Genomic DNA, 25,989 nt, shown 5'->3' with positions numbered 1-25,989 from the left:
GGGAGGGGCGGAGCCGATTGTCTCATAGGGACTCCGGTGTGCTGCCCCGTTCTCGTCGTGATTTCCCTCTTTTTTAATTTTATAAAAAATACATATGTCAATTGGTGGTTAACGTAAGTTGAGTAGTCAACAAACGAGATCTAGTATGAATGAAGTGTTCCTCTCCTGAACTAGTGTTTCGCTAATAAAACGCACATCGAATGCGTTCCCGTCCCTTAGCCGTGCCTAACCCTGCACCCACCATGCCATTCCCCGCTGAAGTGGAGCGCCCCCACAGGAGCCGTAGATGAACCTTGCCCGCCGACACATCCTTGCCACAGCGCTCGCCGCGATTGCCCTGGGAGGCGGCAGCGCCTTCGCGCTCGGCTATCCCACCAAACCGGTCACGATCGTGGTCGCCTATCCGCCGGGCGGCGACACGGACTCCATGGCGCGCATGTACGCGGAGAAGCTGTCGATGCGCCTCAAGCAGCCGGTGATCGTGGAGAACAAGCCGGGCGCCGGCGGCGTGGTCGGCAACGCCATGGTCGGCCGCGCGCCGGCCGACGGCTACACCCTGCTGTTCACGCCCAACCCGTTTACGACGGCGCCGATGGTGCTCAAGCTCCCCGCCAGCTCCAGCTACGACGCGCTGCATGGCTTCACCCCGGTCATCCAGACCGGCACGCAGACCGTGCTGCTGGTGGCGTATCCGGGCGCCGGCATCAAGACCGTGCAGGACATGGTGGCCGCGGCGAAGGCCGGCAAGCCGCTGACGTATGCCACCCCCGGCGCGGGTTCGCCCATGCATATCGCCGGCGAGTGGCTGAACCGCGCTGCTGGCGTGAAGATCCAGCATGTGCCGTACCGGGGCGTTGCGCCCGCCGTCAATGATGTCGTGGCAGGCCACGTCAACTTTGCCTACGTGACGCTGGGGCCGGTGGCCCAGTACATCAACACGGGCAAGCTGCTCGCGCTGGCAGTGACCGATCCGAAGCGCTCTGCGCTGCTGCCCAATGTGCCGACGCTGGCCGAGCTTGGCTACAAGGACGTCATCGTGGGCGCATGGCACGGCGTCATGGCGCCCAAGGGCACGCCGGCCGAGGTGGTGAAGCTGCTCAACGAACAGCTCAATGAGATCGTCAAGATGCCTGACATCGCCGAGAAAATGGCCACTTTCGGCGCGGTGCCGGTGGGCGGCGCGCCCGCCGTGCTGGAAAAGATCAATGCTTCCGACTACGAGCGGCTGGGCAAGGTCATCAAGGATTTCGGCATTAGCGCCGAGTGACGCGATGCCGGCGGCAACGCTCGCCGGCGTCTTCATGGTTTCAGTGGTTTTCTGACTAGCAGGAGGTCGGCTTGAGCACGTCGACAGTGGGAAGCTCCACGCCGCAAGTGACGGCGCGGGAGAAGGTGATGGGCAGGGCTGTGTATGCCGGCGACATCAAGCAGGCCGGCATGCTGCACGCCAAGGTGCTGCGCAGCCCGTATCCGCATGCCCGCATCGTTCGCATCGACACCGCGGCGGCGCGCGCGCTGCCGGGCGTCAAGCTGGTGCTGACCGGCGAGGACACGCCGTCGCGGCTGTGGGGCACGCATCGCAAGGAGCAGCGTATTCTTGCCGCTGGCGTGGTCCGCCACGTGGGCGAGGAGGTCGCCGCGGTGGTTGCGGTGGATGAGGAAACCGCGCGTGATRCACTGGACCTGATCCGCGTGGAGTACGATGAACTGCCCGCCATCTTCAGCCCCGATGCAGCGCTTGCCGATGGCGCGGCGCAGCTGCACCCGGGCACGCGCAATATCGCCCACGAGATGCATATCGAGCGCGGCGACGTCGAAGCCGGCTTCGCGCGCGCCGCGGTGGTCTACGAGGCCACGTACGACATGCATTCGCAGTATCCCGGCTACCTGGAGCCGATGGCTACCGTGGCCGCCCAGGATGGCAATGGCCGGCTGACGGTCTGGGCCTCGACGCAGTCCGTGTTCCTGGCGCGCGCGCGGCTGGCCGAAGCGCTGGACCGGCCGGTGTCCACCATCCGCGTGATCCAGGCGGTCACCGGTGGCGGCTTCGGCGCCAAGATCGTGGAGGAGAGCAACAGCCTGATCGCGGCCTTGCTGGCAACGCGGCTCGACCGCCCGGTGCGCTTCGTCAACAATCGGCTCGAGGATTTTCTCGGCGCGCGCTCCAGCGTGCCGGCGCGGGTCTGGCTGAAGATGGGCCTGGATGCGCAAGGGATGATCGTCGCCAAGGACGTCAATATCGTGGCCGAATGCGGCGCCTATGCGGGCTTGGCTGGCGACGTGATGCACGTGACCGCCATGCGCAGCGACAACATGCATCGCGTGGAGAACGTGCGCTCCAGCGCCGTGCTCGCCTATACCAACAATCCGCCGCGCGGCGCGTTCCGCGGTTTCGGCGGCCAGCAGATGCAGTTTCCGCTGAACAGCCACCTCACCATGCTGGCCGAAATGCTTGGCATGGATCCCATTGAAGTCCACAAGCGCAATGCCATCCGCTCCGGGGACACCAGCGTGCATGGCTGGAAGATCGGCAGCAGCGGCCTGGTGGAATGCCTCGAGCAAACGCGCGAAGCGATCCAGTGGGATGCGCGCCGCGCCGATGCCTCGCGGCGAACCGGCACGCGCCGGCGCGGGCTCGGCATCGCGGCCGCCATGCACGTCAGCGGCAACCGCACGCTGGGCAACTGGGACGGCTCCACCATCGTGCTCAAGGTCAACGAGGACGGGCGCGTCATGGTGCTCACCAGCGAGTGCGACATGGGGCAGGGCGCCAACACCATGCTCAGCCAGATCTGTGCCCAGGAGCTGGGCATTGCGCTGTCGCATGTCACCGTGAGCGCGCCGGATACCGATGTGGCGCCGTTCTGCCTCGGCTCGCTGGCATCGCGCGTCACGATCATTGCCGGCAACGCAGTGATGCGGGCCGCGCGCGAGGCGAAGCAGAAGCTGCTGAGCGTTGCCGCCGACAAGCTCGGCGTGCCGCAGGACGAACTGGACCTGCTCGACGGCGTGATCCGCGCCCGCAATGACGACACCAAGCGCGCCACGCTCGCCGAGATCGCGCGCTTGCATATCTTCCGCCATGGCGGCGAAGGCCTGATGGTGCGCGCCACCTACGATGCGCCCACCGTGATGCACGACGCCAACTACTACGGCAACATCGCGCCTGCCTATTCGTTCGCGGCGCAGGCCGTCGAAGTGGAAGTGGACATGGCCACCGGGCAGGTCACGCTGATCGACAGCTTCGTGTCGGACGACTGCGGCAAGGCCATCAACCCGCTGGCCGTGCACGGCCAGACGCACGGCGCCACCGTGCAGGCGATCGGCTGGACACTGTATGAGCACGTGCAGGTCGAGGATGGCCGCATCCTGAACGGCAACTTCTCCGACTACACCATGCCGACCGCCGACGCCGTGCCCGCGCTGCGCACGGATGTGGTCGAGTCCATTGAGCCCAACGGGCCCTACGGCGCCAAGGGCGCCAGCGAAACCGCGATCCTGCCGGGCGCGGCGGCCATTGCCAATGCGGTCTATGACGCCATCGGCGTGCGCATTGCTTCGCTGCCCATCACACCGGAGAAGGTGCTGGCCGCGCTGCGCGAGCGCAAGGAAAAGGAGGCGCGCCATGCGTAATTTCGAATTTCTGGAGCCGGGCTCGGTACAGGAAGCCAGCCACATGCTGGCCGACCTGGGCGACGCGTGCCGGGTCATCGCGGGCGGCACCGCGCTGATGCTCGGCATGCGCCAGCGCATGCTCACGCCCACCCACCTGGTATCGCTTGGCCGGCTCGATGCGTTGCGCAAGATCGAGTTCGATCCGCGCGCCGGCTTGCGCATCGGTGCGCTGGCCTTGCATGCGCAGGTGGCGCGCTCGCCGCTGGTGCAGGCGCATTACCCCATGCTGGCCAGCATGGCAGGGCGCGTGGCCAATCCGCAGGTGCGCAACCAGGGCACGATCGGCGGTAACCTTTGCTATGCCGATCCCGCCACCGATCCGCCGGGTTGCCTGATGGCGCTGGGAGCGCAGGTGGTGCTCGCCGGCAGGAGCGGCGAGCGCGTGCTGGAGATGGAGGCGTTCCTGGTCGACTACTACACCACCGCGCTCGAGCCCGATGAGATCGTGACCGAGATCCGCGTTCCCGCGCCGGCGCCGGATGCGCTTGGCCACTACGCGCGCTTCCTGCGCACGGCCGCCGAGCACCGGCCGCTGGCCAGCGTCGCGCTGCTGGCGCGCCGGACTGGCGCCACGTGTATCGAGGCGCGCCTTGCGGTCGGCGCGTCCACGCCGATTCCGGCGCGGCTGCGGCGTGCCGAGGCGTTCCTGGCCGGCAAGGCCGTCACGCCGGAAGTGGCCGCCGAGGCGGCGGACATCGTCGCCGCGGACATCGACCCCGTCTCCGACATGCGCGGCAACGCGGACTATCGCCGCGAGATGGTACGGACCGTGGCGCGGCGAAGCATCGCCACGCTGTTCGGGCTGGCGGCGGACTAAGGATTTCCCATGCAAAAGATCTATATCGAACTCACCGTCAACGGCGAGGCACACAGCGTGGAAGTGCCCGCGCGGCGCCTGCTGTCGGACCTGCTGCGCGACGACCTCAACCTGACCGGCACCAAGCGCGGCTGCGAGACCGGCATCTGCGGCGCCTGCTCCGTGCTGGTGGACGGCGAAGTCATGAAGTCCTGCCTGGTGCTTGCCGTGCAGGCACGCGGGCGCGACGTGACCACCGTCGAAGGCCTTGGCGCCGGCGGCGAACTGCACCCGCTGCAGCAAAGCTTCATGGAGTGCGGCGGCCTGCAGTGCGGCTACTGCACCCCTGGCTTCCTGATGACCTCCTGCGCCATGCTGGCGCATAACCCCAACCCGACAGAAGAAGAAGTCCGCGCCGGCCTGAACGGCAACCTGTGCCGCTGCACCGGTTACGTCGGCATCGTCGAATCCATTCTGTCCGCCGCGGAGAAAATGCGTGGAAATTGAAAAAACCCTGATCGTCGGCGCAGCGCCGGCGCAAGTTTGGGCACTGCTGCTCGATCCCAATGTGATGGGCGGCTGCGTGCCGGGCATGCAGTCGATCGAGGTGGTCAGCGATGTGGAGTACATCTCGCACATCCAGGTCAAGATCGCCTTTGTCAGCGCGCGCTTCAAGATCAAGACCACCATCGTGGAGATGCGCGCGCCCAACTACCTGCGTAGCGAAGGCACGGGCGAGGACGCCTCCGTGGCCAGCTCGCTCAAGCAATCCAGCGAGATCTTCCTGACCGGGCAGCCCGACGGCAAGACCGAACTGCGCATGAAGATCAACGTGGACGTGCTGGGCCGCCTTGGCACGTTCGGCCTGAGCGTGATGAAGACGAAGGCGGACCGGATGTGGGAGGAATTCGGCACGAATTTGTCGGCGCGTTTGGTGGCGCCTGGCGAGGCGGTGCCGGCTATGGCGCCCGCAGCGGCGCCGACGGTGGCGCAAACGGCGGCGAAGGCGCAGGCCGCTTCGCCAGCCTCAGTCATCGAGGGGATTCCCGCTCGCCCGGCCGTCATCCCGGCTCACGCAGTGCAAGCCAGCCCCAATCGCAGCGCTGGCTGGTGGTCGCGCTTGTTCTCGCCCGCGCCCGCCGTGGACAGGGGCCCGCTCACGGATATCTGCATCGAAGTGCGCCAGCCCGATGCGACCATTACCGTGCGCTGGCCGGCACAGCACGCGGGCGAGTGCGCCGCCTGGCTGCGGGACTATCTGAAGTGAGCCTGCGCGGCTTTGGTGATGGAAGTGCTGGAGGATAGATGCAGGGCGTGTTATATCGGACAGTCGCAGGCGGCGCGTCGGGATGCAAGGTGCGTCATCCGCACCGGCCGGGCCGCTGGGCAGGGCCGAAGCCAAAGCCGTTACCATATAGCACGCCAAAGTACTCATTCGCAGAGATATCACCATGACAGATGCCCTCGAGCCTACCGATCTCCAGGACAAGTACATCGTGCCGGGGCTGGAACGCGGCCTGCGCCTGCTGGGCGAGTTCAGCCGCAACGAGCGGACCCTGTCTGCCGCCGAGCTGGCGCGCCGGCTGCAGGTCCCGCGTTCCACGGTGTTCCGCCTGCTGACCACGCTGGAGATGATGGGCTTTGTCGAGCGCACCGATGGCGGCCGTGAATTCCGGCTCGGCATGGCGGTACTGCGCCTTGGCTTCGACTACCTCGCTTCGCTGGAGCTGACCGAACTCGGCCGGCCACTGCTGGACCGTCTGCGCGACGAGATCAACTTCCCATGCAACCTGGTGGTGCGTGACGGCCGCTCCATCGTCTACGTGGCCAAGTCCGTGGCGCCTACGCCGTTCGCCAGCTCGGTCAACGTCGGCACCCGCCTGCCGGCGCACGCCACCGTGCTTGGCCGCGTGCTGCTTGAAGACCTGTCGCTGGCGGAGCTGCGTGAACTCTATCCCGAGCCGCAGCTGGAAGTTTTTTCGGAGAGCACACCCAAGACCGTCGAAGCACTGTTCGACATGGTCCAGCGCGACCGCCAGCGCGGCTACGTGCTGCAGGAAGGCTTCTTCGAGACCAGCATTTCGACCATCGCCGCGCCTGTGCGGGACCGCAGCGGCAAGGTAGTGGCGGCGCTTGGCGCCACCATCCCGGCTTCGCGGATCGATCCGGAGCGGCTCGATGGCATGGTGGAGCAGGTGAGGAGTGCTGCGGGGGAGCTATCCCGGTTGCTGGACTATCGTCCGTCGGAAGGTGGGGCGGTAGTTAATTTGTAGGGCGCCGGCCAGGCCGGCACCAGGCTTGTCGCCTGGTAGTGACGGGCAAGCACCGCGCTTGCCCTTGCCGCGCAAATCCGGCATTGGGCCTGGCAGGGGCCTGGAATGTGCACCGGAAATTCGTGTCTAACTACACGAACGCGTCAGGAATTGGCGATGGGCACATGTATCAAAATCCTCACAATCGGTGCGGCCATGGCGCTGGCCGGCTGCGCGGCAGTGCCTGCATATGACGGCTATGGCTACGGCTATCCGGCCGAAGACACTTATCCTTACGGCGCTTACTATCCCGCTTACCCCTATGGCCCCTACTATGACTATGGCTGGTGGCCCAGGTTTTATGGGGGTGGTGCCGTGTTCTTCCATGGCGGTGGCCACGGCGGTGATGGCCGCCATGGTCACGGCGGCCACGGCGGCCACGGCGAAGGGCATGGGGAGGGCCATGGCGGTGGTCACGAAGGCGGTGGTCACAACGGTGGTGGCCATGGTGGCGGCCATGGTCGGTGAGCGTTGGAGCAGGCCCAATCGGAGCCCGTCATGCCGGTTCTCCCCTTCCTTGTCGCCGCCCTGCTGATCGTCGGGGTGTACGCGTTCGCAATCCGGGCCATCTTTCATCGCGACCCCAAGGCGCGCGGAAGACCCATCCAGCATTGCCGACGGCACTACCGGCGCACCTGACGGCGAGCRAAACCCGCCTCCGGCTTGACTGCATCACCGGCACCCACCCCTTATTCGTTCCGATTGTTGGCGCTATGCCTGCTAATCTTGCCTTGTGCAGAACTCGTGCAGAACTGGTGCAGAAATATGGAGAGGAGGGCAACATGTCGGCGGTCCGCGAATCCTTGATTCATGAGCTTCACCCGACGCAGCTGACGGTGGGCATGATCGAAGTGCAGGATAAAAAGAAGCACCTGGCCTCGCTAAAGCCTGCCGAGCAGCGCGAGTTCCTGCAGGCCCATCCGATCCCGGCGGTCAACGGGCCGGGCGGCAAGCTTTACATTACCGATCACCATCATCTCGGGCGGGCGGCCTTGGAGGCCGGCGTCACCAATGGCTTTTTCACCGTGGAGGCCGATCTGTCGGCTTGCGCGCAGATTGATTTCTGGGTGGAGATGGACAAGAGCCTATGGGTTCATCCCCTGGACGAACACGGCGTACGGCACAGCTACGCTGCGGTTCCCCACCACCTGGAGAAACTGGTCGACGATCCATATCGGTCGCTGGCCGGGTATGTGCGAGACGCTGGTGGCTACACCAAGACGCCTACCGCCTTTGCGGAGTTCGTGTGGGCGGACTTCTTTCGCCGCTCCATCGCCGTCGAGGGCCTTAGCGCTGACTTCCACGCGGCAGTCCAGCGAGGCATCGCGCTGGCAAAAGGCAAGCTCGCTGTCGGCCTGCCGGGATACGCCGCGTAGTCGGCACCAAAGGAAGCCGCAGGGGCCGAAGCCCATGTTGCCTCTGGCAGCAAGGCACCGGCTAATGACTGGCTGAGCTGGCGCTCTCGGCCTGGGCAACCCGGCCTCGCTCCGTGCCAAGGCAGGGATGCTGAGTCTCGATTGCGCGCGTTGCGCTGATGCCGGGCAACAAGGGCAACAAAAAACCCAGAGAGCTTTCGCTGTCTGGGTTTCTCGGCAACGTAGGCAGTTGCTAGCCACTAATTTGGTGGGTGGTACAGGGATTGAACCTGTGACCCCTGCCGTGTGAAGGCAGTGCTCTACCGCTGAGCTAACCACCCCTGCTGCTGCGCTGTTGCTGCTGTGCTGCAGAGAAACAAGATTATGTCAGCGCCGTTGTATCTTGTAAAGCCCTTCCTGGAAATTTCTGCAAAAAATCCGTTGGCTGCTTGCGGGCGGCAATCCTGTCCCGTCTATGCCGCTTCCGTCGCCGGCGGTGCTTCCTTCCATACGACCCTGCCGCCGCTCGCCTTTTCCAGCTGCTTGAGCACCGCGAGGTGGGCGGTGGCTTCCTCTTCGCTGGCCATCAGCACGGGCAGATCGAGGCGGGAGAGGTCGGTGGCGGCCACCGCGTCGCTCTCGGCGCCGCCGCCATCGAGCATGTCGATCACCAGCGAGTTCTGGCCGCGTGTCATGGCGAGGTAGACCTCCGCCAGCAGTTCGGCATCGAGCAATGCGCCGTGCAGGGTGCGGTGGGCGTTGCTGACGCCGAGGCGGTCGCACAGGGCGTCCAGCGAGTTGCGCTTGCCGGGGAACATCTGGCGGGCTTCGCGCAGGGTGTCGATCACATTGCCAGCGTGCTCGCGAAACGGCGGCAGCCCGACAAGCTTGAACTCCATGTCGAGGAAGCCAAGGTCGAAGGGTGCGTTGTGGATGATCAGCTCGGCGTCCTGGACGAAGTCCCGGATCTCGTTGACCACTTCCGCAAACTTGGGCTTGTCGGCCAGGAAGTCCACGGTGATGCCGTGCACCGCGATCGCGCCTTCGTCAATATCGCGTTCCGGGTTGACGTAGAAGTGCAGATGCCTGCCCGTGAGGCGGCGGTTGAGCAGCTCCACGCAGCCGATTTCAATCAGGCGGTCGCCGGTGGCGGCGCTCAGGCCGGTGGTTTCTGTGTCGAGAACGATCTGTCGCATGGCGGGCATTCTAACCGGTGGGGCGGGGGAGTCGGGCCGGTGTGGGGCGCTATGAGGCGTACGGGGCCGGCTCTATCCCTTGAGCGAGTCGACGCCACGGTTGGCGAGGGCGTCGGCGCGTTCGTTGCCGGGGTGGCCGTTGTGGCCGCGTACCCAGTGCCAGGTAATGTCATGCTGTTGCGCGAGCTTGTCCATTTCCTGCCAGAGGTCGGCATTCTTTACCGGCTTCTTGTCGGCGGTCTTCCAGCCGCGGGCCTTCCAGCCCGGCAGCCATTCGCCGATGCCCTTCTGCACGTATTGGGAGTCGGTGTAGACCTTGATCCGGCAGCGGCGCTTGAGCGCGCGCAGGGCCTCGATCACGGCCGTCATTTCCATGCGGTTGTTGGTGGTGAGGGCTTCGCCGCCGAACAGCTCTTTCTCGTTGGTGCCGGACACCAGCACGGCGCCCCAGCCTCCGCGCCCGGGGTTGCCTTTGCAGGCGCCGTCCGAATAGATAATGACGTCTTCGATTTCGCTGGGTTCCATTAGGTATTGGCTAAGCTAAGGGTGGCACCGCGATGAGGCGGGGCCAACCGGGGTGATTGGGGCGCGGCAGCGCTTGATGGCGCTCAATGGCGCTTAATGCTCGTCGCCAGGGGACTTGCCGTGGGTGCCCGTGGGCGTCGCCACTGGCGCTGCGACTGGCGACAGCGCAGCCTTGGGGCTCTTCCAGGCGGGGCCGACCAGGCGGATATTGCGCACACGCTTGACCGCCGAGATCATATAGACTGAACCGAAGATCGGCCACCAGCGGTCGCCGGCCTTCTCCATGAAGGCGGCGCGCTGCAGCCAGCGCTCCGTGCGGTACGGCGGGCAATAGCAGCCGAACCGGCCGCGGATAATATCGAAACCCAGGAGTTTGAGCCAGTCCTTGATGCGCACGAAGCCGATGGACTGGCTGTCGTTGGGCAGGAAGGGGTCGGCGCCGAGCCGCTTGAGTCCTTGGCGGGCGCCCCACAGGCTCATGGGGTTGAAGCAGGTCACCACCACCCGGCCTTCCGGCATCAGCACGCGGGACACCTCGCGCAGCACCTCGTGCGGGTCTTCCGAAAACTCCAGGATGTGGGGCAGGGTGATCAGATCGATACTTTGCGTCTCGAACGGCAGTTCGTCGAAGCGGCACAGCAACTGGCGCGAATCGGCCTGGGCCCGTGGGCCGTGGGGTCCGTTGCCGGGGGCGAGGGCCAGGGCGGAGAACGGCATGCGGTTCTCGCGCAGGGTGTCGATGTGCGGCAGGCCGAGCTGCACCGCGTGGTAGCCGAAGATATCCACCACGATCCGGTCGTACTGCGCCTGCTCCCACTGGAGCATGTATTGCCCGGGAGGCGAGGCAAGCCAGTCTTCCCAATTTATAATCGGACGCTTGGACATAGGAGCACGCATGTTGAAGGTGGAGCCGATTCCCGCATTCCAGGATAACTATATCTGGGCAATCCACGACGGTCACTGCGCCGCCGTGGTCGACCCGGGCGAAGCCGCGCCGGTCGAAGCCTTCCTGGCACGCGAGGGGCTGACGCTGGGCGCTATTGTAATCACCCACCACCATGGCGATCACCAGGGCGGGGCGGCCGCGTTGCTGGCGGCGCATCCCACCGCGCCGGATGGCGCCCCGTTGCCGGTCATTGGCCCGGCCGGCGAGCGCATCGGCGCTCGTACCGTGGCGGTGCGCGAGGGCGACACCGTGAACGTGGCGCACCCGTCGCTGCAACTCAAGGTGCTCGACGTGCCGGGCCATACCGCCGGCCATGTCGCGTACGTGGCGGACCTGCCGGGCGCAGGGCCTTCGGTCTTCTGCGGCGATACGCTGTTTGCCAGCGGCTGCGGCCGCCTGTTCGAGGGCTCGCCGGCGCAGATGTTGTCGTCGCTGGACAAGCTGGCGGCGCTGCCCGGCGCCACCCGGGTGTACTGCGCCCACGAGTACACCCGCAGCAATGTGCGGTTCGCCCGCGCGGTGGAGCCGCATAATGCCGAGCTGGCAGCCTGGGAGGCACGGGTGGAAGCGTTGCGCGCGGCCGGCACACCGACCGTGCCGACCACCATCGGGCAGGAGCGCGAGGTCAATCCCTTCCTGCGCTCGCGCGTGCCCGCGGTGCGCGAGGCGGTGGCGGCCCACGCCGGCGGGGTGGCCGGCAATGACGCGGCGGCCTTTGGCGCGCTGCGCGGCTGGAAAGATAATTTCCGCTGATTCCCGCTTGCCGTTACGTCCTTGCGCGCGCCCGCAAGCCTTGGGCGCGCTTGGCCGGGACGGCGTTTTTCACGTACCCGATACGTCCCTGCCGGCCTCGGCCCAGTGCCGCGGCAGGGAGAATTTCATTGACGCGAAAGCCGCTTTTTCTTAGCATCAGGCAAATTTTTAGCGTCACGATTTGAGAACTTAATGAAAATTGGTCGATTACTGGCGGTAGTTGCGTGTGCCGCGCTGCTAGCAGCGTGTGCCAGCACGCCCACTCCGCCCGATGGCGCCGATGGCGCCACAGCGACCGCCTCCGCTTCCAGGCCTGCGATTTCCAAGCCCGATCCGCTCAATTCGATCAACAGCGCAGGTGTCATCAACGTGGACCGCGACAGCCTGGACTGGCTGCGCGGGCCGTCGAGCGACATCTGGGACCGCATCCGCCGCGGCTTCGGCATGCCGGACCTGGAAGGCACGCTGGTTGACGATCGCACGCAGTGGTACGCGCAGCGCCCGGAATACATGGAACGGATGGTGGGGCGCTCGAGCCGCTACCTGTACCACATTGTCGAGGAGCTGGAGCGCCGCAAAATGCCCACGGAGCTGGCGCTGCTGCCGTTCGTGGAGAGCGCGTTCAACCCGCAGGCCGAGTCCACCGCCAAGGCCGCCGGCATGTGGCAGTTCATTCCCAGCACCGGCAAGAGCTACAACCTGAAGCAGAACATGTTCCGCGACGAGCGGCGTGATGTGCTGGCCTCGACCGATGCTGCGCTGGACTACCTGCAGCGGCTGTACGACATGTTCGGCGACTGGCAACTGGCGCTGGCGGCGTACAACTGGGGCGAGGGCGCGGTGTCGCGCGCCATCGCGCGCAACCAGGCGCGCGGGCTGCCGACCGACTACGCCAGCCTGAACATGCCCAACGAGACGCGCTATTACGTGCCGAAGCTGCAGGCGGTCAAGAACATCATTGCCAATCCCCAGTTGTATGGGGTGAAGTTGCCGGATATTCCGGATCACCCGTACTTTGTCACGGTGACCACCTCGCGCGACATCGACGTCAAGCTGGCGGCCAAGCTCGCCAACCTGCCGCTCGACGAGTTCAAGGCGCTCAATCCGTCCTTCAACCGGCCGGTGATCCTGGGCGCGGCAAATCCGCAGATCCTGCTGCCCTTCGATAACGCCGAGCGCTTCCAGTACAACCTGAACACCTATCGTGGCGGCCTGTCGAGCTGGACGGCCGTGACGGTAGATAACCGCGAGCGCATCGAGGCGCTGGCGGCACGGCTGAATATCGACGCGGACACGATTCGCGAGATCAACCGCATTCCCAAAGGCATGCGGCTGAAGGCCGGCTCCACGGTGGTAGTGCCGCGCTCCGAGGATCACAACCAGGACATCAGCGCCACGCTGGCAGAAAGCGCCACGATGGCCATGGAGCCAGACGTGCCCGACGCACGCCGCGTGGTGGTGCGGGCCGGGCGGCGCGATACGGTGGCAACGCTCGCGCATCGCTATGGTGTGTCGGCTGGCCAGGTGCAGGCCTGGAACAAGCTCTCCGGCACCAAGCTGGTGGCGGGGCAGAGCCTGGTGCTGATGGTGCCGGCGCGCTCGGCGGCTCGCTTGGCCAGCGCGCCCGACCCGGCACCCACCGCTTCCGCGCTGGTCCCCGTGCGGGCCGAGCCGGTGCGGGGATCGGCCAAGGGACGCGCCGCGCCGCGCCAGCGCGTGACGGTCGAGGCTGCGCCACGCAAGGGCGCCGCGGCCACGGCAAGGTCATCGGCCAAGCCCGTGCCCACCGTTTCGGCAGCCAAGGCCAGCGCCAAGCCGGCCTCTGCGAAGCCGGCCACCAAATCAGCGGCGGGGCCGGCAAGGACCAAGGTGCACGCGCGCTGAAGCGGTAGCGGGTTTGAGCCAGATCAAGGGCGTGCCAATGGCACGCCCTTTTGCTTGGTGCGGCGTATCGTGGGTAAGACTTGCGTAAGGCGGCATGCCCAGACTGCGGGAACCTGTGGCCCGGATCGGCCACGGCATGCCAGGCGCCATGCCGCCCCAGTGGTGGCAAACTAGCGGCAGCAAATCAACAAACTAGCAAACCAACAAATCTACAGCCCGCATCCAAGCGGAGGAGACAAGCCATGACGGCCACCCGTGCCCTGCACGCCCGTTCGCTGAGCGACCCTGAAGGCTTCTGGGCCGAACAGGCTCGCCGCATCGACTGGGAAACCCCGTTCGACACCGTGCTGGACGACAGCCGCCCGCCATTCACCCGGTGGTTCGTCGGTGGCCGCACCAATCTTTGCCATAACGCCGTCGATCGCCACCTGGCCGAGCGCGCGGACCAGGCCGCGCTGATCTACGTATCGACTGAAACCGGCCAGCACCGCACCTACAGCTACGCCGAATTGCACGGCGAGGTCAACCGCATGGCCGCGATCCTGCAGCGGTTGGGCGTGGTAAAGGGCGACCGCGTGCTGATCTACATGCCGATGATTCCAGAGGCCGCGTTCGCCATGCTGGCCTGCGCGCGCATTGGCGCCATTCATTCCGTCGTGTTCGGCGGCTTTGCCTCGGTGAGCCTGGCCGCGCGCATCGACGATGCGCAGCCGCGCGTGATCGTTAGTGCGGATGCCGGCTCGCGCGCCGGCAAGGTGGTGCCCTACAAGCCGTTGCTGGACGAGGCGGTGAAACTGGCCACGCACAAGCCGAAGCGCGTGCTGCTGGTGGATCGCCAGCTTTCCCCGATGACGCGCACGCCTGGCCGCGATGAAGACTATGGCGCCTGGCGCGAACGCGTTGGCGCGGCGCGCGTGCCGTGCGTGTGGCTCGAATCGAGCGAGCCGTCCTACGTGCTTTACACGTCCGGCACCACCGGSAAGCCCAAGGGCGTGCAGCGCGATACCGGCGGCTACGCGGTCGCGCTGGCGGCCTCGATGGAGTACATCTTCTGCGGCAAGGCGGGCGACACCATGTTCTCCAGTTCCGATATCGGCTGGGTGGTGGGGCACAGCTATATCGTCTACGGGCCGCTGCTGGCGGGCATGGCCACGGTCATGTACGAAGGCACGCCGATCCGCCCGGACGGCGGCATCCTGTGGCAGCTGGTGGAGCAGTACCGCGTGAACATCATGTTCAGCGCGCCCACCGCCATTCGCGTGCTGAAGAAGCAGGACCCGGCCTGGCTCACGCGCTACGACCTCTCCAGCCTGCGCCTGCTGTTCCTGGCCGGCGAGCCGTTGGATGAGCCCACCGCGAGCTGGATCCAGCAGGGTATCGGCAAGCCGGTGGTGGACAACTACTGGCAGACCGAGACGGGCTGGCCGATCATCGCCATCCAGCGCGGCCTTGACCCGCTGCCGGCCAAGCTCGGCTCGCCGGGCGTGCCGGTGTATGGCTATGACCTGAAGATCGTCGACGAGGCCACCGGGGCCGAATGCCTGCCGGGGCAGAAAGGCGTGGTCGCCATCGACGGGCCGCTGCCGCCGGGCTGCATGACCACGGTGTGGGGCGACGACGAACGCTTCGTCAAGACGTATTGGTCCGGCGTGCCGGGACGGCGCTGCTATTCCACGTTCGACTGGGGCGTGCAGGACGAGGATGGTTATATCTTTATCCTCGGCCGTACCGACGATGTGATCAATGTGGCGGGCCACCGTCTTGGCACGCGCGAGATCGAGGAGAGCATTTCGTCGCACCCGGCGGTGGCCGAGGTGGCGGTGGTGGGCGTGCACGATGCGCTCAAGGGCCAGGTGGCGATGGCCTTCGTGATCGTGCGCGACGCGGGCCGTACCGCCACCCAGGCAGAGCGGCTGGTGCTGGAGGGCGACGTGATGAAGACGGTGGACCAGCAACTGGGGGCGGTGGCGCGCCCGGCACGCGTGTTCTTTGTCAATGCGCTGCCCAAGACGCGCTCCGGCAAGCTGCTGCGCCGCGCCATGCAGGCGGTGGCGGAAGGGCGCGACCCGGGCGACCTGACCACGATTGAGGATCCGACCGCACTCGCGCAGTTGCAGGCGGCGATGCAAGGCTAAAGGCACGGGCGCCCGCCTTCCGGCGGGCGCTGCACTGCGCAAAAGATTGTCCTTGCCAGGGGCGCGCATGCGGACTAATATTTTAAGCATCAAATATTTAAGCATGATCTAGATGCGCTCCCGCGCATCGTATGTGCCGCACGGCGCTCCTGGAACTCAGAATCCCAGGGCGCAAGCCGGCACGCAGGAGACGAAAAAATGCGAGTGCTCTGTATCGGCGGTGGCCCCTCGGGCCTGTACTTCGGCTTGCTGATGAAGCTGCGGGACCCATCCAACGAGGTCTACGTGGTGGAGCGCAACCGGCCCTATGACACCTTTGGCTGGGGCGTGGTGTTCTCCGATGCCACCATGGACAACCTCAAGCAGGCCGACCCCGTCAGCGCGGAGCAGATCAACGCGGCGTTCAACCACTGGGACGATATCGATATCCATATCGGCGGGCGCACGCTGCGCTCCGGCGGGCATGGCTTTATCGGCATCGGCCGCAAGCGCTTGCTCAACATCCTGCAGGCGCGTTGCGAGGCGCTTGGCGTGCACCTGGTGTTCGAGACCGACGTGGCGGACGACCAGGAACTGGCGCAGCAATACCGGGCCGACCTCGTGATTGCCGCCGACGGCATCAACAGCCGCGTGCGCGGGCGCTATGCCGAGACCTTCCAGCCCGATATCGATACGCGCCTGTGCCGCTTTGTCTGGCTCGGCACGCGCAAGCTGTTTGACGCCTTCACGTTCGCCTTTGAAAAAACCGAGCACGGCTGGTTCCAGGCCCATGCCTACCGCTTCGACGACAACACGTCGACGTTTATTGTCGAGGCACCCGAAGACGTGTGGCGTGCCGCCGGCATCGAGCAGATGAGCCAGGAGGAAGGGGTAGCCTATTGCGAACGGCTGTTCGCCCGCTACCTCGATGGCAATGCGCTGATCAGCAACGCCACGCACCTGCGCGGCTCCGCCAACTGGATTCGATTCCCCCGCGTGATTTGCGGCACCTGGGTGCGCTGGAACACGCTGGCCGATGGCCGCCGCGTGCCGGTGGTGCTGATGGGCGACGCCGCGCATACCGCGCATTTCTCGATCGGCTCCGGCACCAAGCTGGCGCTGGAAGACGCCATCGACCTGGCCAACAATATCCGCGATGCCGGCGCGGGCGGCGCCGACGTGCTGCCGCAGGCGCTGGAGCGCTACCAGGCCACCCGCAGCGTAGAAGTGCTCAAGATCCAGAATGCCGCGCGCAACTCCACCGAGTGGTTCGAAAATGTCGAGCGCTACGCGGGCATGGCACCGGAGCAGTTCGCCTATTCGCTGCTGACGCGCTCGCAGCGCATCTCGCACGAAAACCTGCGCGTGCGGGATCCCGGCTACGTCGAGGGTTTCGAGCGCTGGCTGGCGGGGCAGGCGGCCGTCAACGTCGCCAATGGCGACAGCACCGCACAGGTGGCAGAGGCCCGCGCCGTGCCGCCGATGTTCACGCCGTTCCGCGTGCGCGATGTCACGCTGAAGAACCGCGTGGTGGTGTCGCCAATGGCCATGTACTCCTGCGACGGCGGCGTGCCGGGCGACTTCCACCTGGCGCACCTGGGCGCGCGCGCGCTCGGTGGCGCCGGCATGGTGGTGGCGGAGATGACCTGCACCTCGCCGGATGCGCGCATCACCCCGGGCTGCCCGGGTTTGTGGAACGATGAGCAGCGCGATGCCTGGCGCCGCATTGTCGATTTCGTGCACGCCAACAGCGACGCGCGCATCGCCATGCAGATCGGCCACGCCGGGCGCAAGGGCTCCACGCAACTCGGCTGGGAGCAGATGGACTATCCGCTCGCCGAAGGCAACTGGCCGGTGCTGTCGGCATCGCCGTTGCCGTATATGCCGGGCATCTCGCAAGTGCCGCGCGAGATGAGCCGCGCCGATATGGACGCCGTGCGCGACGATTTCGTGGCCAGCGCGCGGCGCGCTGCCGAAGCCGGGTTCGACTGGCTTGAGCTGCACTGCGCCCACGGCTACCTGCTCTCCAGCTTCATTTCGCCGCTGACCAACCAGCGCAGCGACGAATACGGCGGCTCGCTGCAAGCGCGGCTGCGCTACCCGCTGGAAGTCTTTGCCGCCGTGCGTGCCGTGTGGCCGCAGGAGCGCCCGATGTCCGTGCGGATCTCGGCCCACGACTGGGTCGAAGGCGGGATCACGCCCGATGACGCGATCGAGATTGCGCGCGCCTTCAAGGCTGCGGGCGCCGACATGATCGACTGCTCGTCCGGGCAGGTGAGCCCGGACCAGGCACCGGTGTACGGCCGCATGTACCAGACGCCGTTTGCCGACCGCATCCGCAACGAAGCCGGCATCGCCACCATCGCTGTTGGCGCGATCTTCGAGGCGGATCACGTCGACAGCATCATCGCCGCCGGCCGTGCGGACTTGTGCGCGATTGCGCGGCCGCATCTGGCGGATCCGGCGTGGACCATTCACGAAGCGGCGCGGCTTGGTCATCGCGACCTGGCCTGGCCCAAGCAATACCAGGCAGGCAAGCGCCAGCTCGAGACCAATCTGGAGCGAGCGGCGCAACTAGCCCATCAAGCCCAGCAAGCCCGCCAGCCGGAGGATCACTGAGCATGAATGCGCATCTTTCCCTGCAGGGCCGGCACGCGCTGGTCACGGGCGGCGGGCGCGGCATCGGCGCTGCCATTGCGCGCCGCCTGCTCTCGCACGGCGCTAGCGTAACCCTGCTGGGCCGCGACGCGGCGACACTGGCGGCCACCGCCGATACGCTGGCCGAGGCGGTCGTGTCGCCCGCCATGCTATGCACYGTGGCGGCGGATATCTCGCAGGCCGACAGCGTGGCAGCGGCCTTTGCCGACGCCGCAGCCAAGGCTGGCCCCATCGACCTGCTGATCAACAATGCCGGCCAGGCGCGCAGTGCGCCGTTCGGCAAGACCGATCTTGCGCTATGGCAATCCATGCTCGAGGTCAACCTCACCGGCACCTTTCTCTGCACGCAGGCCGCGCTGCCGCACATGCTGGCCAATGGCTGGGGCCGCATCGTCAACGTGGCCAGCACGGCCGGGCTGGTGGGCTATGGCTATGTGAGCGCCTATTGCGCGGCCAAGCACGGCGTGATTGGCCTGACCCGCGCGCTGGCACTGGAAGCGGCGAGCAGCGGAGTCACCGTCAATGCCGTCTGCCCCGGCTATACGGAAACCGACATCGTGCGCGACGCGGTCGCCAACATCGTGCGCAAGACCGGCCGCACCGAGGCGCAGGCCCGTGCCGAACTGGCCAAAGGCAATCCGCAGGGGCGGCTGGTGCAGCCCGAAGAAGTCGCGGACGCCGTGGCGTGGCTGTGCCAGCCGTCGGCCAGCGCCATCACCGGACAGTCGATCGCCGTGGCCGGCGGCGAGGTCATGGCGGGTTGAACGCCAACGCATGCAAGCCAACCAGAATCAGAATGAACAAGCGAGAAACGAGATGAGCGAAATAGCACTGGACATGCGCCACCACAAGCGCAGCTTCGCTGGCTACCAGCCGCGGCACTTCCTGTGGTCGGTCTCGGCCGACGGCAAGGTCGGCACCGTGACGCTGAACCGCCCCGAGCGCAAGAACCCGCTCACGTTCGATTCCTACGCCGAGCTGCGCGACCTGTTCCGCGGCCTGTGCTACGCCACCGACATCAAGACGGTGGTCATCACCGGCGCCGGCGGCAACTTCTGCTCGGGCGGCGATGTGCACGAAATCATCGGCCCGCTCACGCGCATGACCATGCCGGAGCTGCTGGAATTCACGCGCATGACCGGCGACCTGATCAAGGCCATGCGGGCTTGTCAGCAACCCATCGTCAGCGCCATCGACGGCATCTGCGCCGGCGCCGGCGCGATGATGGCGCTGGCCTCGGACATGCGTCTGGGCACGGCGCAGGCCAAGACCGCTTTCCTGTTCGTGCGGGTCGGGCTGGCCGGTGCCGATATGGGCGCCTGCTCGCTGCTGCCGCGCGTGATCGGGCAGGGCCGTGCGAGCGAGTTGCTTTACACCGGCCGCGCGATGACCGCGGCAGAAGGGCTGCAGTGGGGCTTCTTCAATGCGCTGCATGCGCCGGACGCCGTGCTCGCCGAGGCGCAGGCACTGGCCGCGCAGATCGCGGCGGGCCCGACGTTCGCCCACGGCGTGACCAAGAAGCTGCTGCACCAGGAATGGAATATGGGCCTGGACGAAGCCATCGAGGCCGAGGCCGAGGCGCAGGCCATCTGCATGCAGACCCGGGATTTCCGCCGCGCCTACGACGCGTTCGTGGCCAAGACGCGCCCGGTGTTCGAAGGCGACTGAAAGGAACAGCAAGCCATGTCCGACAAAAGTTATCTCTCCCTGCCGTTCTTCGACGACGCGCACCGCGAACTGGAGCAACGGCTCGATGCGTGGGCCACGGCCTCGCTCAAGGTCGACCACAGCGACACCGATGCCGCCTGCCGCGCGCTGGTGCGCCAGCTCGGCGCGGCCGGCTGGCTGCGCTACTGCGTGCCAGCCGCCTACGGCGGCGCGCTCGATACGCTCGACTCGCGCTCGCTGTGCCTGCTGCGCGAGACGCTGGCCCGCCATGATGGCCTGGCCGACTTCGCCTTCGCCATGCAAGGCCTGGGCAGCGGCGCGATCACGCTGGCCGGCAGCGACGCCATGCGCGAACGCTACCTGCCACGCGTGGCGCGCGGCGAGGCGATTGCCGCGTTCGCGTTGTCCGAACCCGATGCCGGTTCCGATGTCGCCGCGATGCAATGCCGTGCTGTGCTGGATGGCAATCACTACGTGCTCGATGGCGTCAAGACCTGGATCTCCAACGGCGGCATCGCTGACTTCTATTGCGTCTTCGCCCGCACCGGCGAGGCGCCGGGTGCGCGCGGCATCTCCGCGTTTGTCGTGGATGCGGACACCCCGGGCCTGACCATCGCCGAGCGCATCGACGTGATGGCGCCGCACCCGCTTGCCACGCTGCGTTTCGAGAACTGCCGAGTGCCCGTCACCGCAAGGCTTGGCGAGGCAGGGCAGGGCTTCAAGGTGGCCATGATGACGCTGGACATCTTCCGCGCGTCGGTGGCAGCCGCCTCGCTGGGCTTTGGCCGCGCCGCGCTCGACGAAGCGTTGGCCCGTGCCACCGCACGGCCGATGTTCGGCGGCGTGCTGGCGGACCTGCAGCTGACGCAGGCCGCCATCGGCGACATGGCCACTGCCATCGATTCGGCGGCGCTGCTGACCTACCGCGCCGCGTGGCTGCGCGATGTGGCCGGCGTACGCACCACGCGTGAAGCAGCCATGGCCAAGATGGTGGCCACCGAGAACGCGCAGCAGGTGATCGACCGCGCGGTGCAGATGTTCGGCGGCCTCGGCGTCAAGGTTGGCACCCGCGTGGAAAGCCTGTATCGCGAGATCCGTTCCTTGCGGATCTACGAGGGCGCCACCGAAGTGCAGAAGCTGATCATCGCGCGCGAAACGCTGGCGCAGCACCGCGCCTGACGCGGCCGGCGCGAGCGGATAACCCTGACCAGCATCACCAGAATGAAGGAAGCGGAGACAACCATGGCGAGCACAGCCCACCTCGATACCTATGCACTGGACCGCCTGCCGCCCCCGCAGCAGTGGCCGGCGTTCCTGTTCAACGCCGATACCCGGTATCCGGAGCGCATGAACTGCGCGCTCGAACTGGTCGAACGCCACGTGCGCGAGGGGCGCGGCGAGCGCGTGGCAATCCGCTACGAGCAAGACGGCGCGCACCGTACCGTCAGCTACGCCGAACTGGCTGCGCTATCGAATCGCATCGCCCATGTGCTGACCGGCGACATGAAGCTGGTGCCGGGCAATCGGGTGCTGCTGCGCGGCCCGAACAACCTGATGATGGCGGCGTGCTGGCTGGCCGTGGTCAAGGCGGGCCTGATCGCGGTGCCGACCATGCCGCTGCTGCGTGCGAAGGAACTCAAGCAGGTGATCGACCGCGCGGCAGTCAGCGCCGCGCTGTGCGACGAACGCCTGCGCGAGGAGCTGGAGGCCAACCTCAAGCCGGGTGGCGAGCACCATTGCCCGAGCCTGACCCAGGCGCTGTACTTCAACGGCAGCGGCGCCGGTTCGGTGGAAGCCGCGATGGCGAACAAGCCCGAGCGCTTCGAAGCCTGCGATACCGCGGCCGATGATATCTGCCTGATTGCCTTCACCAGCGGTACGACGGGGCAGCCCAAGGGCACGATGCATTTCCATCGCGACGTGATCGCGATGTGCGACCTGTTCCCCCGCCACGTCCTCAAGCCCGGCCCGGACGATATCTTCTGCGGCACGCCGCCGCTGGCCTTTACGTTTGGCCTTGGCGGCATCCTGTGCTTTCCGCTGCGGGTCGGGGCGTCCACCGTGCTGGCGGAACGGCTCACGCCCGAAAGCCTGCTGGCGCTGATCCAGGCCTGGCGCGCCACCATCGTGTTCACCGCGCCGACCTTCTACCGGCAGATGGCTGCGCTGGCGCCGGGCTACGATATCTCCAGCCTGCAGAAGAGCGTGTCGGCAGGCGAGGCGCTGCCGGACGCCACGCGCCAGAGCTGGAAGGCGGCCACGGGCATCGAGATGACCGATGGCATCGGCGGCACCGAGATGATGCATATCTTCATTTCCAGCGCGGGCGCCGAAGTGCGCCCCGGTGCCATCGGCAAGGTGGTGCCCGGCTATATCGCGCAGATCGTCGACGAGCAGATGCAGCCGGTGCCGCATGGCACGGTTGGCAAGCTGGCGGTGCGCGGCCCCACCGGATGCCGCTACCTGGATGACCCGCGCCAGGCCAACTATGTAAAGGACGGCTGGAACCTGCCGGGCGATACCTTCAAGGCGGATGCCGACGGCTATTACTACTACCAGGCGCGCTCCGACGACATGATCGTCTCGGCCGGCTACAACATCGCCGGGCCGGAAGTGGAGAGCGCGCTGATGCGCCACGAGGCGGTGGCCGAGTGCGGCGTGGTCGGCATGCCCGACCCCGAGCGCGGCCAGATTGTTGCCGCCTATGTGGTGCTGCGCCCGGGCGTGGCGGCAAGCGACGAGACTTGCGCGGCACTGCAGTCCTACGTCAAGGCCGAGATCGCGCCGTACAAGTATCCGCGCAAGGTGATTTTTGTCGATGCGCTGCCGCGTACCGAGACCGGCAAGCTGCAGCGTTTCCGCCTGCGGCAGATGGCCGAGCAGAGCGGAGCGCCGGGGGGGGCGAGGCAGCCGTGAACGAGTTCTTCAGCAACACCGCGCGGGTGCGCTTCAAGGATTGCGATGCTGCCGGCATCGTGTTCTTTCCGCGCTACTTCGAGATACTCAACGACCTGGTCGAGGACTGGTTCCGCGACGCGCTCGGCTGGCCCTTCGCCGAAATGCATGGCGCGGGCCAGGCCGGCGTGCCGACGGCAGAATTGTCCACCCGCTTTGTCGCGCCCAGCCGCCTGGGCGAATTGTTGACGCGGGAGCTGCGTGTGACGCGATTGGGGCGCAGCAGTTTCTCCTTGCAGGTGCGCTTTGTCGGGCCGGCAGGGGACCTGCGCGTGGAGATCGCGCAGCGGCTGGTATGCGTGGATACCGCGCAGATGACGCCGCGCGCACTGCCGCAGGCAGTCCGCGCGGCCATGGAGCGGTTCCTGGCGGCCGATGCGCCGGCGGCCGCACCGATGCGCGCGTCCGGGGCGTAGCGAAGCCGGCCAAACAGAAAACAAGATCCCGATCCAAGATCCTAATCTCTTCTTACCTTACGGAAAACCGACCATGAAGATTCTCCAGCCACCAGACTGGGCCGCGCCACGCGGCTACTCGAACGGCACCATGACCGAAATGCAGGTGGGCAGCCGCCTGCTCTTTGTCGGCGGACAGATCGGCTGGAACGGCCTGTGCGAGTTCGAAACCGACGACTTCTCCGAGCAGGTTGGCCAGGCGCTGCGCAATATCGTGGCGGTGCTGGCGGCGGGCGGCGCGCGTCCGGAGCACATCGTGCGCATGACCTGGTATGTGAAGGACAAGGTGGAATATGTGGCGGCCTATCGCGCCATCGGCGAGCACTACCGCGCCACCATCGGGCGTCATTTTCCGGCCATGACGGCGGTCGAAGTGGCCGATCTGGTGGAGGCGCGCGCCAAGGTGGAGATCGAGGTGACAGCGGTGGTGCCGGCCGGCGAATGACGCCAGCGGCCTGGCATGCCGCCGGGCTGCCGGGCCCGCGGAAGAGGGCGGAGGCGTCCGCAAGTCCTTGATAACTTGAGAAAATGGGTGGCGCGGGGTATAATCCAAAAGTTTCGCTTTCAGAACCCCTCACCCTAGCGCCTACCGAATTCCACCTTCCGCCGCCCCCATTTCGCCCTGGCTCCGCCGCATTGTTTTATGTGGCGTATCGAGCACCGAGCGAACGGCCCCGGCGACAAGCATCGCGCCCAGTCGACGAAATCGACAATCCGCGCGCTGCCTGTCGCCCCGCCGGATAAACGGGGCAAGAGGCGTTGAGCAGGTCGGTCACGGGGTGAATCCAGCAGGAGCCTACCCGTGTTACCGTCTTTTCCGTCCGCCATTCTCGCGCTTGCAGACGGCACGGTCTTTCGTGGCTATTCCATTGGCGCTTCCGGCCATACCATCGGCGAAGTGGTGTTCAACACCGCTCTGACCGGTTACCAGGAAATCCTCACCGACCCCAGCTATTCCCGGCAGATCGTCACGTTGACGTATCCGCATATCGGCAATGTCGGGGTCAATACTGAGGATGTCGAAGCCACGAAAGTCCATGCCGCCGGCCTGATCATCAAGGATCTGCCGCTCCTGGCCTCCAACTTCCGCAAGGAACATTCCCTCGGCCATTACCTGAAGCAGGAAAAGGTGGTGGCGATTGCCGGCATCGATACCCGCAAGCTGACCCGCATCCTGCGCGAGAAGGGTGCGCAGAACGGCTGCATCCTCGCTGGCGAGGACAATGTGCAGAAGGCCATCGACCTGGCGCGTTCCTTCCCCGGCCTGGCCGGCATGGACCTGGCCAAGGTGGTGTCGGCCAAGGAGCCGTACGAGTGGAACCAGACCGAATGGGTGCTGGGCCAAGGCTACGGCAAGCTGGAGTCGCCGCGTTTCCACGTGGTGGCCTTTGACTACGGCGTGAAGTTCAACATCCTGCGCATGCTGGCCGCACGCGGCTGCAAGGTGACCGTGCTGCCGGCGCAAGCCAGCGCGGAAGATGCCCTGGCGCTCAACCCGGACGGCGTGTTCCTGTCGAACGGCCCTGGCGATCCCGAGCCCTGCGACTACGCGATCCGTGCCACCCGTGAGTTCATCGACCGCGGCATCCCCACGTTCGGCATCTGCCTGGGCCACCAGATCATGGCCCTGGCCGTCGGCGCGAAGACGCTGAAGATGAAGTTCGGCCACCATGGCGCGAACCATCCGGTGAAGGACCTCGACGACGGCCGCGTGGTGATCACTTCGCAGAACCATGGTTTTGCGGTGGACGCCGACACCCTGCCTGCCAACGTGCGCGCCACCCACGTGTCGCTGTTCGACGGCTCGCTACAGGGCTTCGCGCTGACCGACAAGCCGGCATTCTGCTTCCAGGGCCACCCGGAAGCATCGCCGGGCCCGCACGACGTGGCTTACCTGTTCGATCGCTTCACCAAGATGATGGCGGACGCACGCCAGTAAGCACGTTCAAGCCAAGACGAGAAGTTACGTAGACAAGCAGACCGCAGGACGACCCGATGAACGCCTTCATGCATACCGCGCTGGGCATTACCGATTTCTGGACCTTTGTGCTCGGCACGATCTTTATCGTGCTGCTGCCGGGGCCGAACTCGATGTATGTGCTATCCGTTGCGGCGCAACGCGGCGTGCGCGAAGGCTACAAGGGTGCCTGCGGGGTGTTCCTGGGGGACGCCATCCTGATGGTGCTGTCGGCGGCGGGCGTGGCCTCGCTGCTCAAGGCCAGCCCCGCCTTGTTCTACGTGGTGAAGTACATCGGTGCCGCTTATCTGGGCTGGATCGGTTTCCAGATGCTGCGCGGTGCCGTGCGCGCATGGTTGAGCCGTGGCAGCGACGGCGGGACGGCGGCGCAGGCTGAAACGCCCGTGGACCGCGCGGTCAGCCCGTTGCGCAAGGCGCTGGTGGTGAGCCTGCTCAACCCCAAGGCCATCCTGTTCTTCATCTCCTTCTTCATCCAGTTCGTCGATCCGCAGTTCGGCTACCCGGTGCTGTCGTTTGTCGCGCTGGGGCTGGTGTGCCAGTTGTGCAGCTTCGCCTACCTGACCACGATCATCTTCGTGGGCGCCAGGCTGGCCGAAGCATTTCGCCGACGACGACGCCTGTCGGCGGGCATGGCGAGCGGGGTAGGCGCCATGTTCATCGGTTTCGGCGCCAAGCTGGCGACGGCCACCCTGAACTGAATCGAATCCTGATATCCGGTG

General features: G+C 66.2%; 23 protein-coding genes, 1 tRNA gene and 1 pseudogene. 21 read left to right on the top strand and 4 right to left on the bottom strand.

Translation table 11 applies throughout. The features are described from left to right. Positions 1–286 precede the first annotated feature (286 nt). The 9 genes from AB4061_RS20525 to AB4061_RS20485 all read left to right on the top strand — a co-directional run bounded on the left by AB4061_RS20525 (position 287) and on the right by AB4061_RS20485 (position 8,159). Positions 287–1,267 carry a Bug family tripartite tricarboxylate transporter substrate binding protein gene (locus AB4061_RS20525; RefSeq protein WP_441636967.1) on the top strand — a complete coding sequence of 327 codons (981 nt, stop codon included), beginning with the start codon at positions 287–289 and terminating at the stop codon, positions 1,265–1,267. 128 nt (positions 1,268–1,395) lie between these two features. Then, a complete protein-coding gene (locus tag AB4061_RS20520; RefSeq protein ID WP_441637015.1) occupies positions 1,396–3,633 on the top strand; it encodes a xanthine dehydrogenase family protein molybdopterin-binding subunit in 2,238 nt (745 codons plus the stop codon). Beyond that, positions 3,626–4,492 carry an FAD binding domain-containing protein gene (locus tag AB4061_RS20515; protein ID WP_441636965.1) on the top strand — a complete coding sequence of 289 codons (867 nt, stop codon included), beginning with the start codon at positions 3,626–3,628 and terminating at the stop codon, positions 4,490–4,492. The genes AB4061_RS20520 and AB4061_RS20515 overlap by 8 nt, the downstream gene beginning before the upstream one ends. A 9-nt stretch (positions 4,493–4,501) precedes the next feature. Beyond that, complete coding sequence (locus AB4061_RS20510) at positions 4,502–4,978, top strand: (2Fe-2S)-binding protein (protein WP_441636963.1); 477 nt, start codon at positions 4,502–4,504, stop codon at positions 4,976–4,978. After that, a complete protein-coding gene (locus AB4061_RS20505; RefSeq protein WP_441636961.1) occupies positions 4,968–5,738 on the top strand; it encodes a CoxG family protein in 771 nt (256 codons plus the stop codon). Before AB4061_RS20510 ends, AB4061_RS20505 begins: the two co-directional genes overlap by 11 nt. A 184-nt stretch (positions 5,739–5,922) precedes the next feature. Beyond that, the gene (locus AB4061_RS20500; RefSeq protein ID WP_441636959.1) at positions 5,923–6,744 is read left to right on the top strand and encodes an IclR family transcriptional regulator; all 822 of its coding nucleotides are present in this window, start codon (positions 5,923–5,925) and stop codon (positions 6,742–6,744) included. Positions 6,745–6,900: 156 nt separating this feature from the next. Then, positions 6,901–7,251 (top strand): hypothetical protein, encoded by a 351-nt coding sequence (locus tag AB4061_RS20495; protein WP_441636957.1) that lies wholly within the window; start codon positions 6,901–6,903, stop codon positions 7,249–7,251. 30 nt (positions 7,252–7,281) lie between these two features. Beyond that, positions 7,282–7,422 (top strand): hypothetical protein, encoded by a 141-nt coding sequence (locus tag AB4061_RS20490; protein WP_441636955.1) that lies wholly within the window; start codon positions 7,282–7,284, stop codon positions 7,420–7,422. Positions 7,423–7,565: 143 nt separating this feature from the next. Then, a complete protein-coding gene (locus AB4061_RS20485) occupies positions 7,566–8,159 on the top strand; it encodes a ParB-like protein (RefSeq protein WP_441636953.1) in 594 nt (197 codons plus the stop codon). 245 nt (positions 8,160–8,404) lie between these two features. On the opposite strand, the gene AB4061_RS20480 is transcribed toward AB4061_RS20485, so the two are convergent. The 4 genes from AB4061_RS20480 to AB4061_RS20465 all read right to left on the bottom strand — a co-directional run bounded on the left by AB4061_RS20480 (position 8,405) and on the right by AB4061_RS20465 (position 10,744). After that, positions 8,405–8,479: transfer RNA gene (locus AB4061_RS20480), tRNA-Val, on the bottom strand. 132 nt (positions 8,480–8,611) lie between these two features. Then, entirely contained in the window at positions 8,612–9,334 is a 723-nt protein-coding gene (dnaQ, locus tag AB4061_RS20475; RefSeq protein ID WP_441636951.1) for a DNA polymerase III subunit epsilon, read from the bottom strand. Positions 9,335–9,406: 72 nt separating this feature from the next. After that, positions 9,407–9,844 carry a ribonuclease HI gene (gene rnhA / locus AB4061_RS20470; RefSeq protein WP_150983353.1) on the bottom strand — a complete coding sequence of 146 codons (438 nt, stop codon included), beginning with the start codon at positions 9,842–9,844 and terminating at the stop codon, positions 9,407–9,409. Positions 9,845–9,952: 108 nt separating this feature from the next. Next, positions 9,953–10,744, bottom strand: a complete 792-nt coding sequence (locus AB4061_RS20465; protein WP_441636949.1) for a class I SAM-dependent methyltransferase — start codon at positions 10,742–10,744, stop codon at positions 9,953–9,955. A 10-nt stretch (positions 10,745–10,754) separates the two neighbouring features. Between AB4061_RS20465 and gloB the strand changes: the two genes are divergently transcribed. From gloB to leuE, 12 genes and pseudogenes are all read left to right on the top strand, one after another. Next, positions 10,755–11,558 (top strand): hydroxyacylglutathione hydrolase, encoded by an 804-nt coding sequence (gene gloB, locus AB4061_RS20460; RefSeq protein WP_441636947.1) that lies wholly within the window; start codon positions 10,755–10,757, stop codon positions 11,556–11,558. Positions 11,559–11,750: 192 nt separating this feature from the next. After that, positions 11,751–13,442 (top strand): transglycosylase SLT domain-containing protein, encoded by a 1,692-nt coding sequence (locus AB4061_RS20455; RefSeq protein ID WP_441636945.1) that lies wholly within the window; start codon positions 11,751–11,753, stop codon positions 13,440–13,442. Between the two features lie 191 nt (positions 13,443–13,633). Beyond that, a pseudogene (locus AB4061_RS20450) lies at positions 13,634–15,577 on the top strand (propionate--CoA ligase); the annotation flags it as partial. Between the two features lie 198 nt (positions 15,578–15,775). Then, positions 15,776–18,175, top strand: coding sequence for a bifunctional salicylyl-CoA 5-hydroxylase/oxidoreductase (locus AB4061_RS20445; protein WP_441636943.1), 2,400 nt, complete (start codon positions 15,776–15,778; stop codon positions 18,173–18,175). Positions 18,176–18,177: 2 nt separating this feature from the next. Further along, on the top strand, positions 18,178–18,978 hold the full coding sequence (locus tag AB4061_RS20440) for an SDR family NAD(P)-dependent oxidoreductase (RefSeq protein WP_441636941.1): 801 nt from the start codon (positions 18,178–18,180) through the stop codon (positions 18,976–18,978). Between the two features lie 52 nt (positions 18,979–19,030). Further along, on the top strand, positions 19,031–19,882 hold the full coding sequence (locus AB4061_RS20435; RefSeq protein ID WP_441636939.1) for an enoyl-CoA hydratase family protein: 852 nt from the start codon (positions 19,031–19,033) through the stop codon (positions 19,880–19,882). Between the two features lie 15 nt (positions 19,883–19,897). After that, positions 19,898–21,061, top strand: a complete 1,164-nt coding sequence (locus tag AB4061_RS20430) for an acyl-CoA dehydrogenase family protein (protein ID WP_441636937.1) — start codon at positions 19,898–19,900, stop codon at positions 21,059–21,061. 63 nt (positions 21,062–21,124) lie between these two features. Then, positions 21,125–22,798 carry an AMP-binding protein gene (locus AB4061_RS20425; protein ID WP_441636935.1) on the top strand — a complete coding sequence of 558 codons (1,674 nt, stop codon included), beginning with the start codon at positions 21,125–21,127 and terminating at the stop codon, positions 22,796–22,798. Next, entirely contained in the window at positions 22,795–23,253 is a 459-nt protein-coding gene (locus tag AB4061_RS20420) for an acyl-CoA thioesterase (protein ID WP_441636933.1), read from the top strand. Before AB4061_RS20425 ends, AB4061_RS20420 begins: the two co-directional genes overlap by 4 nt. A 73-nt stretch (positions 23,254–23,326) precedes the next feature. Beyond that, positions 23,327–23,737 carry a RidA family protein gene (locus AB4061_RS20415; protein WP_441636931.1) on the top strand — a complete coding sequence of 137 codons (411 nt, stop codon included), beginning with the start codon at positions 23,327–23,329 and terminating at the stop codon, positions 23,735–23,737. A 357-nt stretch (positions 23,738–24,094) separates the two neighbouring features. Beyond that, a complete protein-coding gene (gene carA, locus AB4061_RS20410) occupies positions 24,095–25,231 on the top strand; it encodes a glutamine-hydrolyzing carbamoyl-phosphate synthase small subunit (protein WP_441636929.1) in 1,137 nt (378 codons plus the stop codon). A gap of 56 nt (positions 25,232–25,287) precedes the next feature. Continuing rightward, positions 25,288–25,968 (top strand): leucine efflux protein LeuE, encoded by a 681-nt coding sequence (gene leuE / locus AB4061_RS20405; RefSeq protein ID WP_441636927.1) that lies wholly within the window; start codon positions 25,288–25,290, stop codon positions 25,966–25,968. Positions 25,969–25,989 lie beyond the last annotated feature (21 nt).

The sequence above is a fragment of the Cupriavidus sp. YAF13 genome (genome assembly GCF_052113425.1).
Lineage (GTDB): Bacteria > Pseudomonadota > Gammaproteobacteria > Burkholderiales > Burkholderiaceae > Cupriavidus.
The sequence above is the reverse complement of the archived record's forward strand: the minus strand, read 5'-3'. Positions and strand labels throughout refer to the sequence as shown.

Bases quoted from the DNA above. Each gene is read 5' to 3' on its own strand.
- AB4061_RS20500 (WP_441636959.1), top strand. From the start codon at position 5,923: ATGACAGATGCCCTCGAGCCTACCGATCTCCAGGACAAGTACATCGTG.
- AB4061_RS20465 (WP_441636949.1), bottom strand. From the start codon at position 10,744: ATGTCCAAGCGTCCGATTATAAATTGGGAAGACTGGCTTGCCTCGCCT.
- AB4061_RS20445 (WP_441636943.1), top strand. From the start codon at position 15,776: ATGCGAGTGCTCTGTATCGGCGGTGGCCCCTCGGGCCTGTACTTCGGC.
- AB4061_RS20515 (WP_441636965.1), top strand. From the start codon at position 3,626: ATGCGTAATTTCGAATTTCTGGAGCCGGGCTCGGTACAGGAAGCCAGC.
- AB4061_RS20525 (WP_441636967.1), top strand. From the start codon at position 287: ATGAACCTTGCCCGCCGACACATCCTTGCCACAGCGCTCGCCGCGATT.
- AB4061_RS20490 (WP_441636955.1), top strand. From the start codon at position 7,282: ATGCCGGTTCTCCCCTTCCTTGTCGCCGCCCTGCTGATCGTCGGGGTG.
- gloB (WP_441636947.1), top strand. From the start codon at position 10,755: ATGTTGAAGGTGGAGCCGATTCCCGCATTCCAGGATAACTATATCTGG.
- AB4061_RS20415 (WP_441636931.1), top strand. From the start codon at position 23,327: ATGAAGATTCTCCAGCCACCAGACTGGGCCGCGCCACGCGGCTACTCG.
- AB4061_RS20455 (WP_441636945.1), top strand. From the start codon at position 11,751: ATGAAAATTGGTCGATTACTGGCGGTAGTTGCGTGTGCCGCGCTGCTA.
- AB4061_RS20435 (WP_441636939.1), top strand. From the start codon at position 19,031: ATGAGCGAAATAGCACTGGACATGCGCCACCACAAGCGCAGCTTCGCT.
- AB4061_RS20495 (WP_441636957.1), top strand. From the start codon at position 6,901: ATGGGCACATGTATCAAAATCCTCACAATCGGTGCGGCCATGGCGCTG.
- AB4061_RS20430 (WP_441636937.1), top strand. From the start codon at position 19,898: ATGTCCGACAAAAGTTATCTCTCCCTGCCGTTCTTCGACGACGCGCAC.
- AB4061_RS20510 (WP_441636963.1), top strand. From the start codon at position 4,502: ATGCAAAAGATCTATATCGAACTCACCGTCAACGGCGAGGCACACAGC.
- AB4061_RS20485 (WP_441636953.1), top strand. From the start codon at position 7,566: ATGTCGGCGGTCCGCGAATCCTTGATTCATGAGCTTCACCCGACGCAG.
- dnaQ (WP_441636951.1), bottom strand. From the start codon at position 9,334: ATGCGACAGATCGTTCTCGACACAGAAACCACCGGCCTGAGCGCCGCC.
- AB4061_RS20425 (WP_441636935.1), top strand. From the start codon at position 21,125: ATGGCGAGCACAGCCCACCTCGATACCTATGCACTGGACCGCCTGCCG.
- leuE (WP_441636927.1), top strand. From the start codon at position 25,288: ATGAACGCCTTCATGCATACCGCGCTGGGCATTACCGATTTCTGGACC.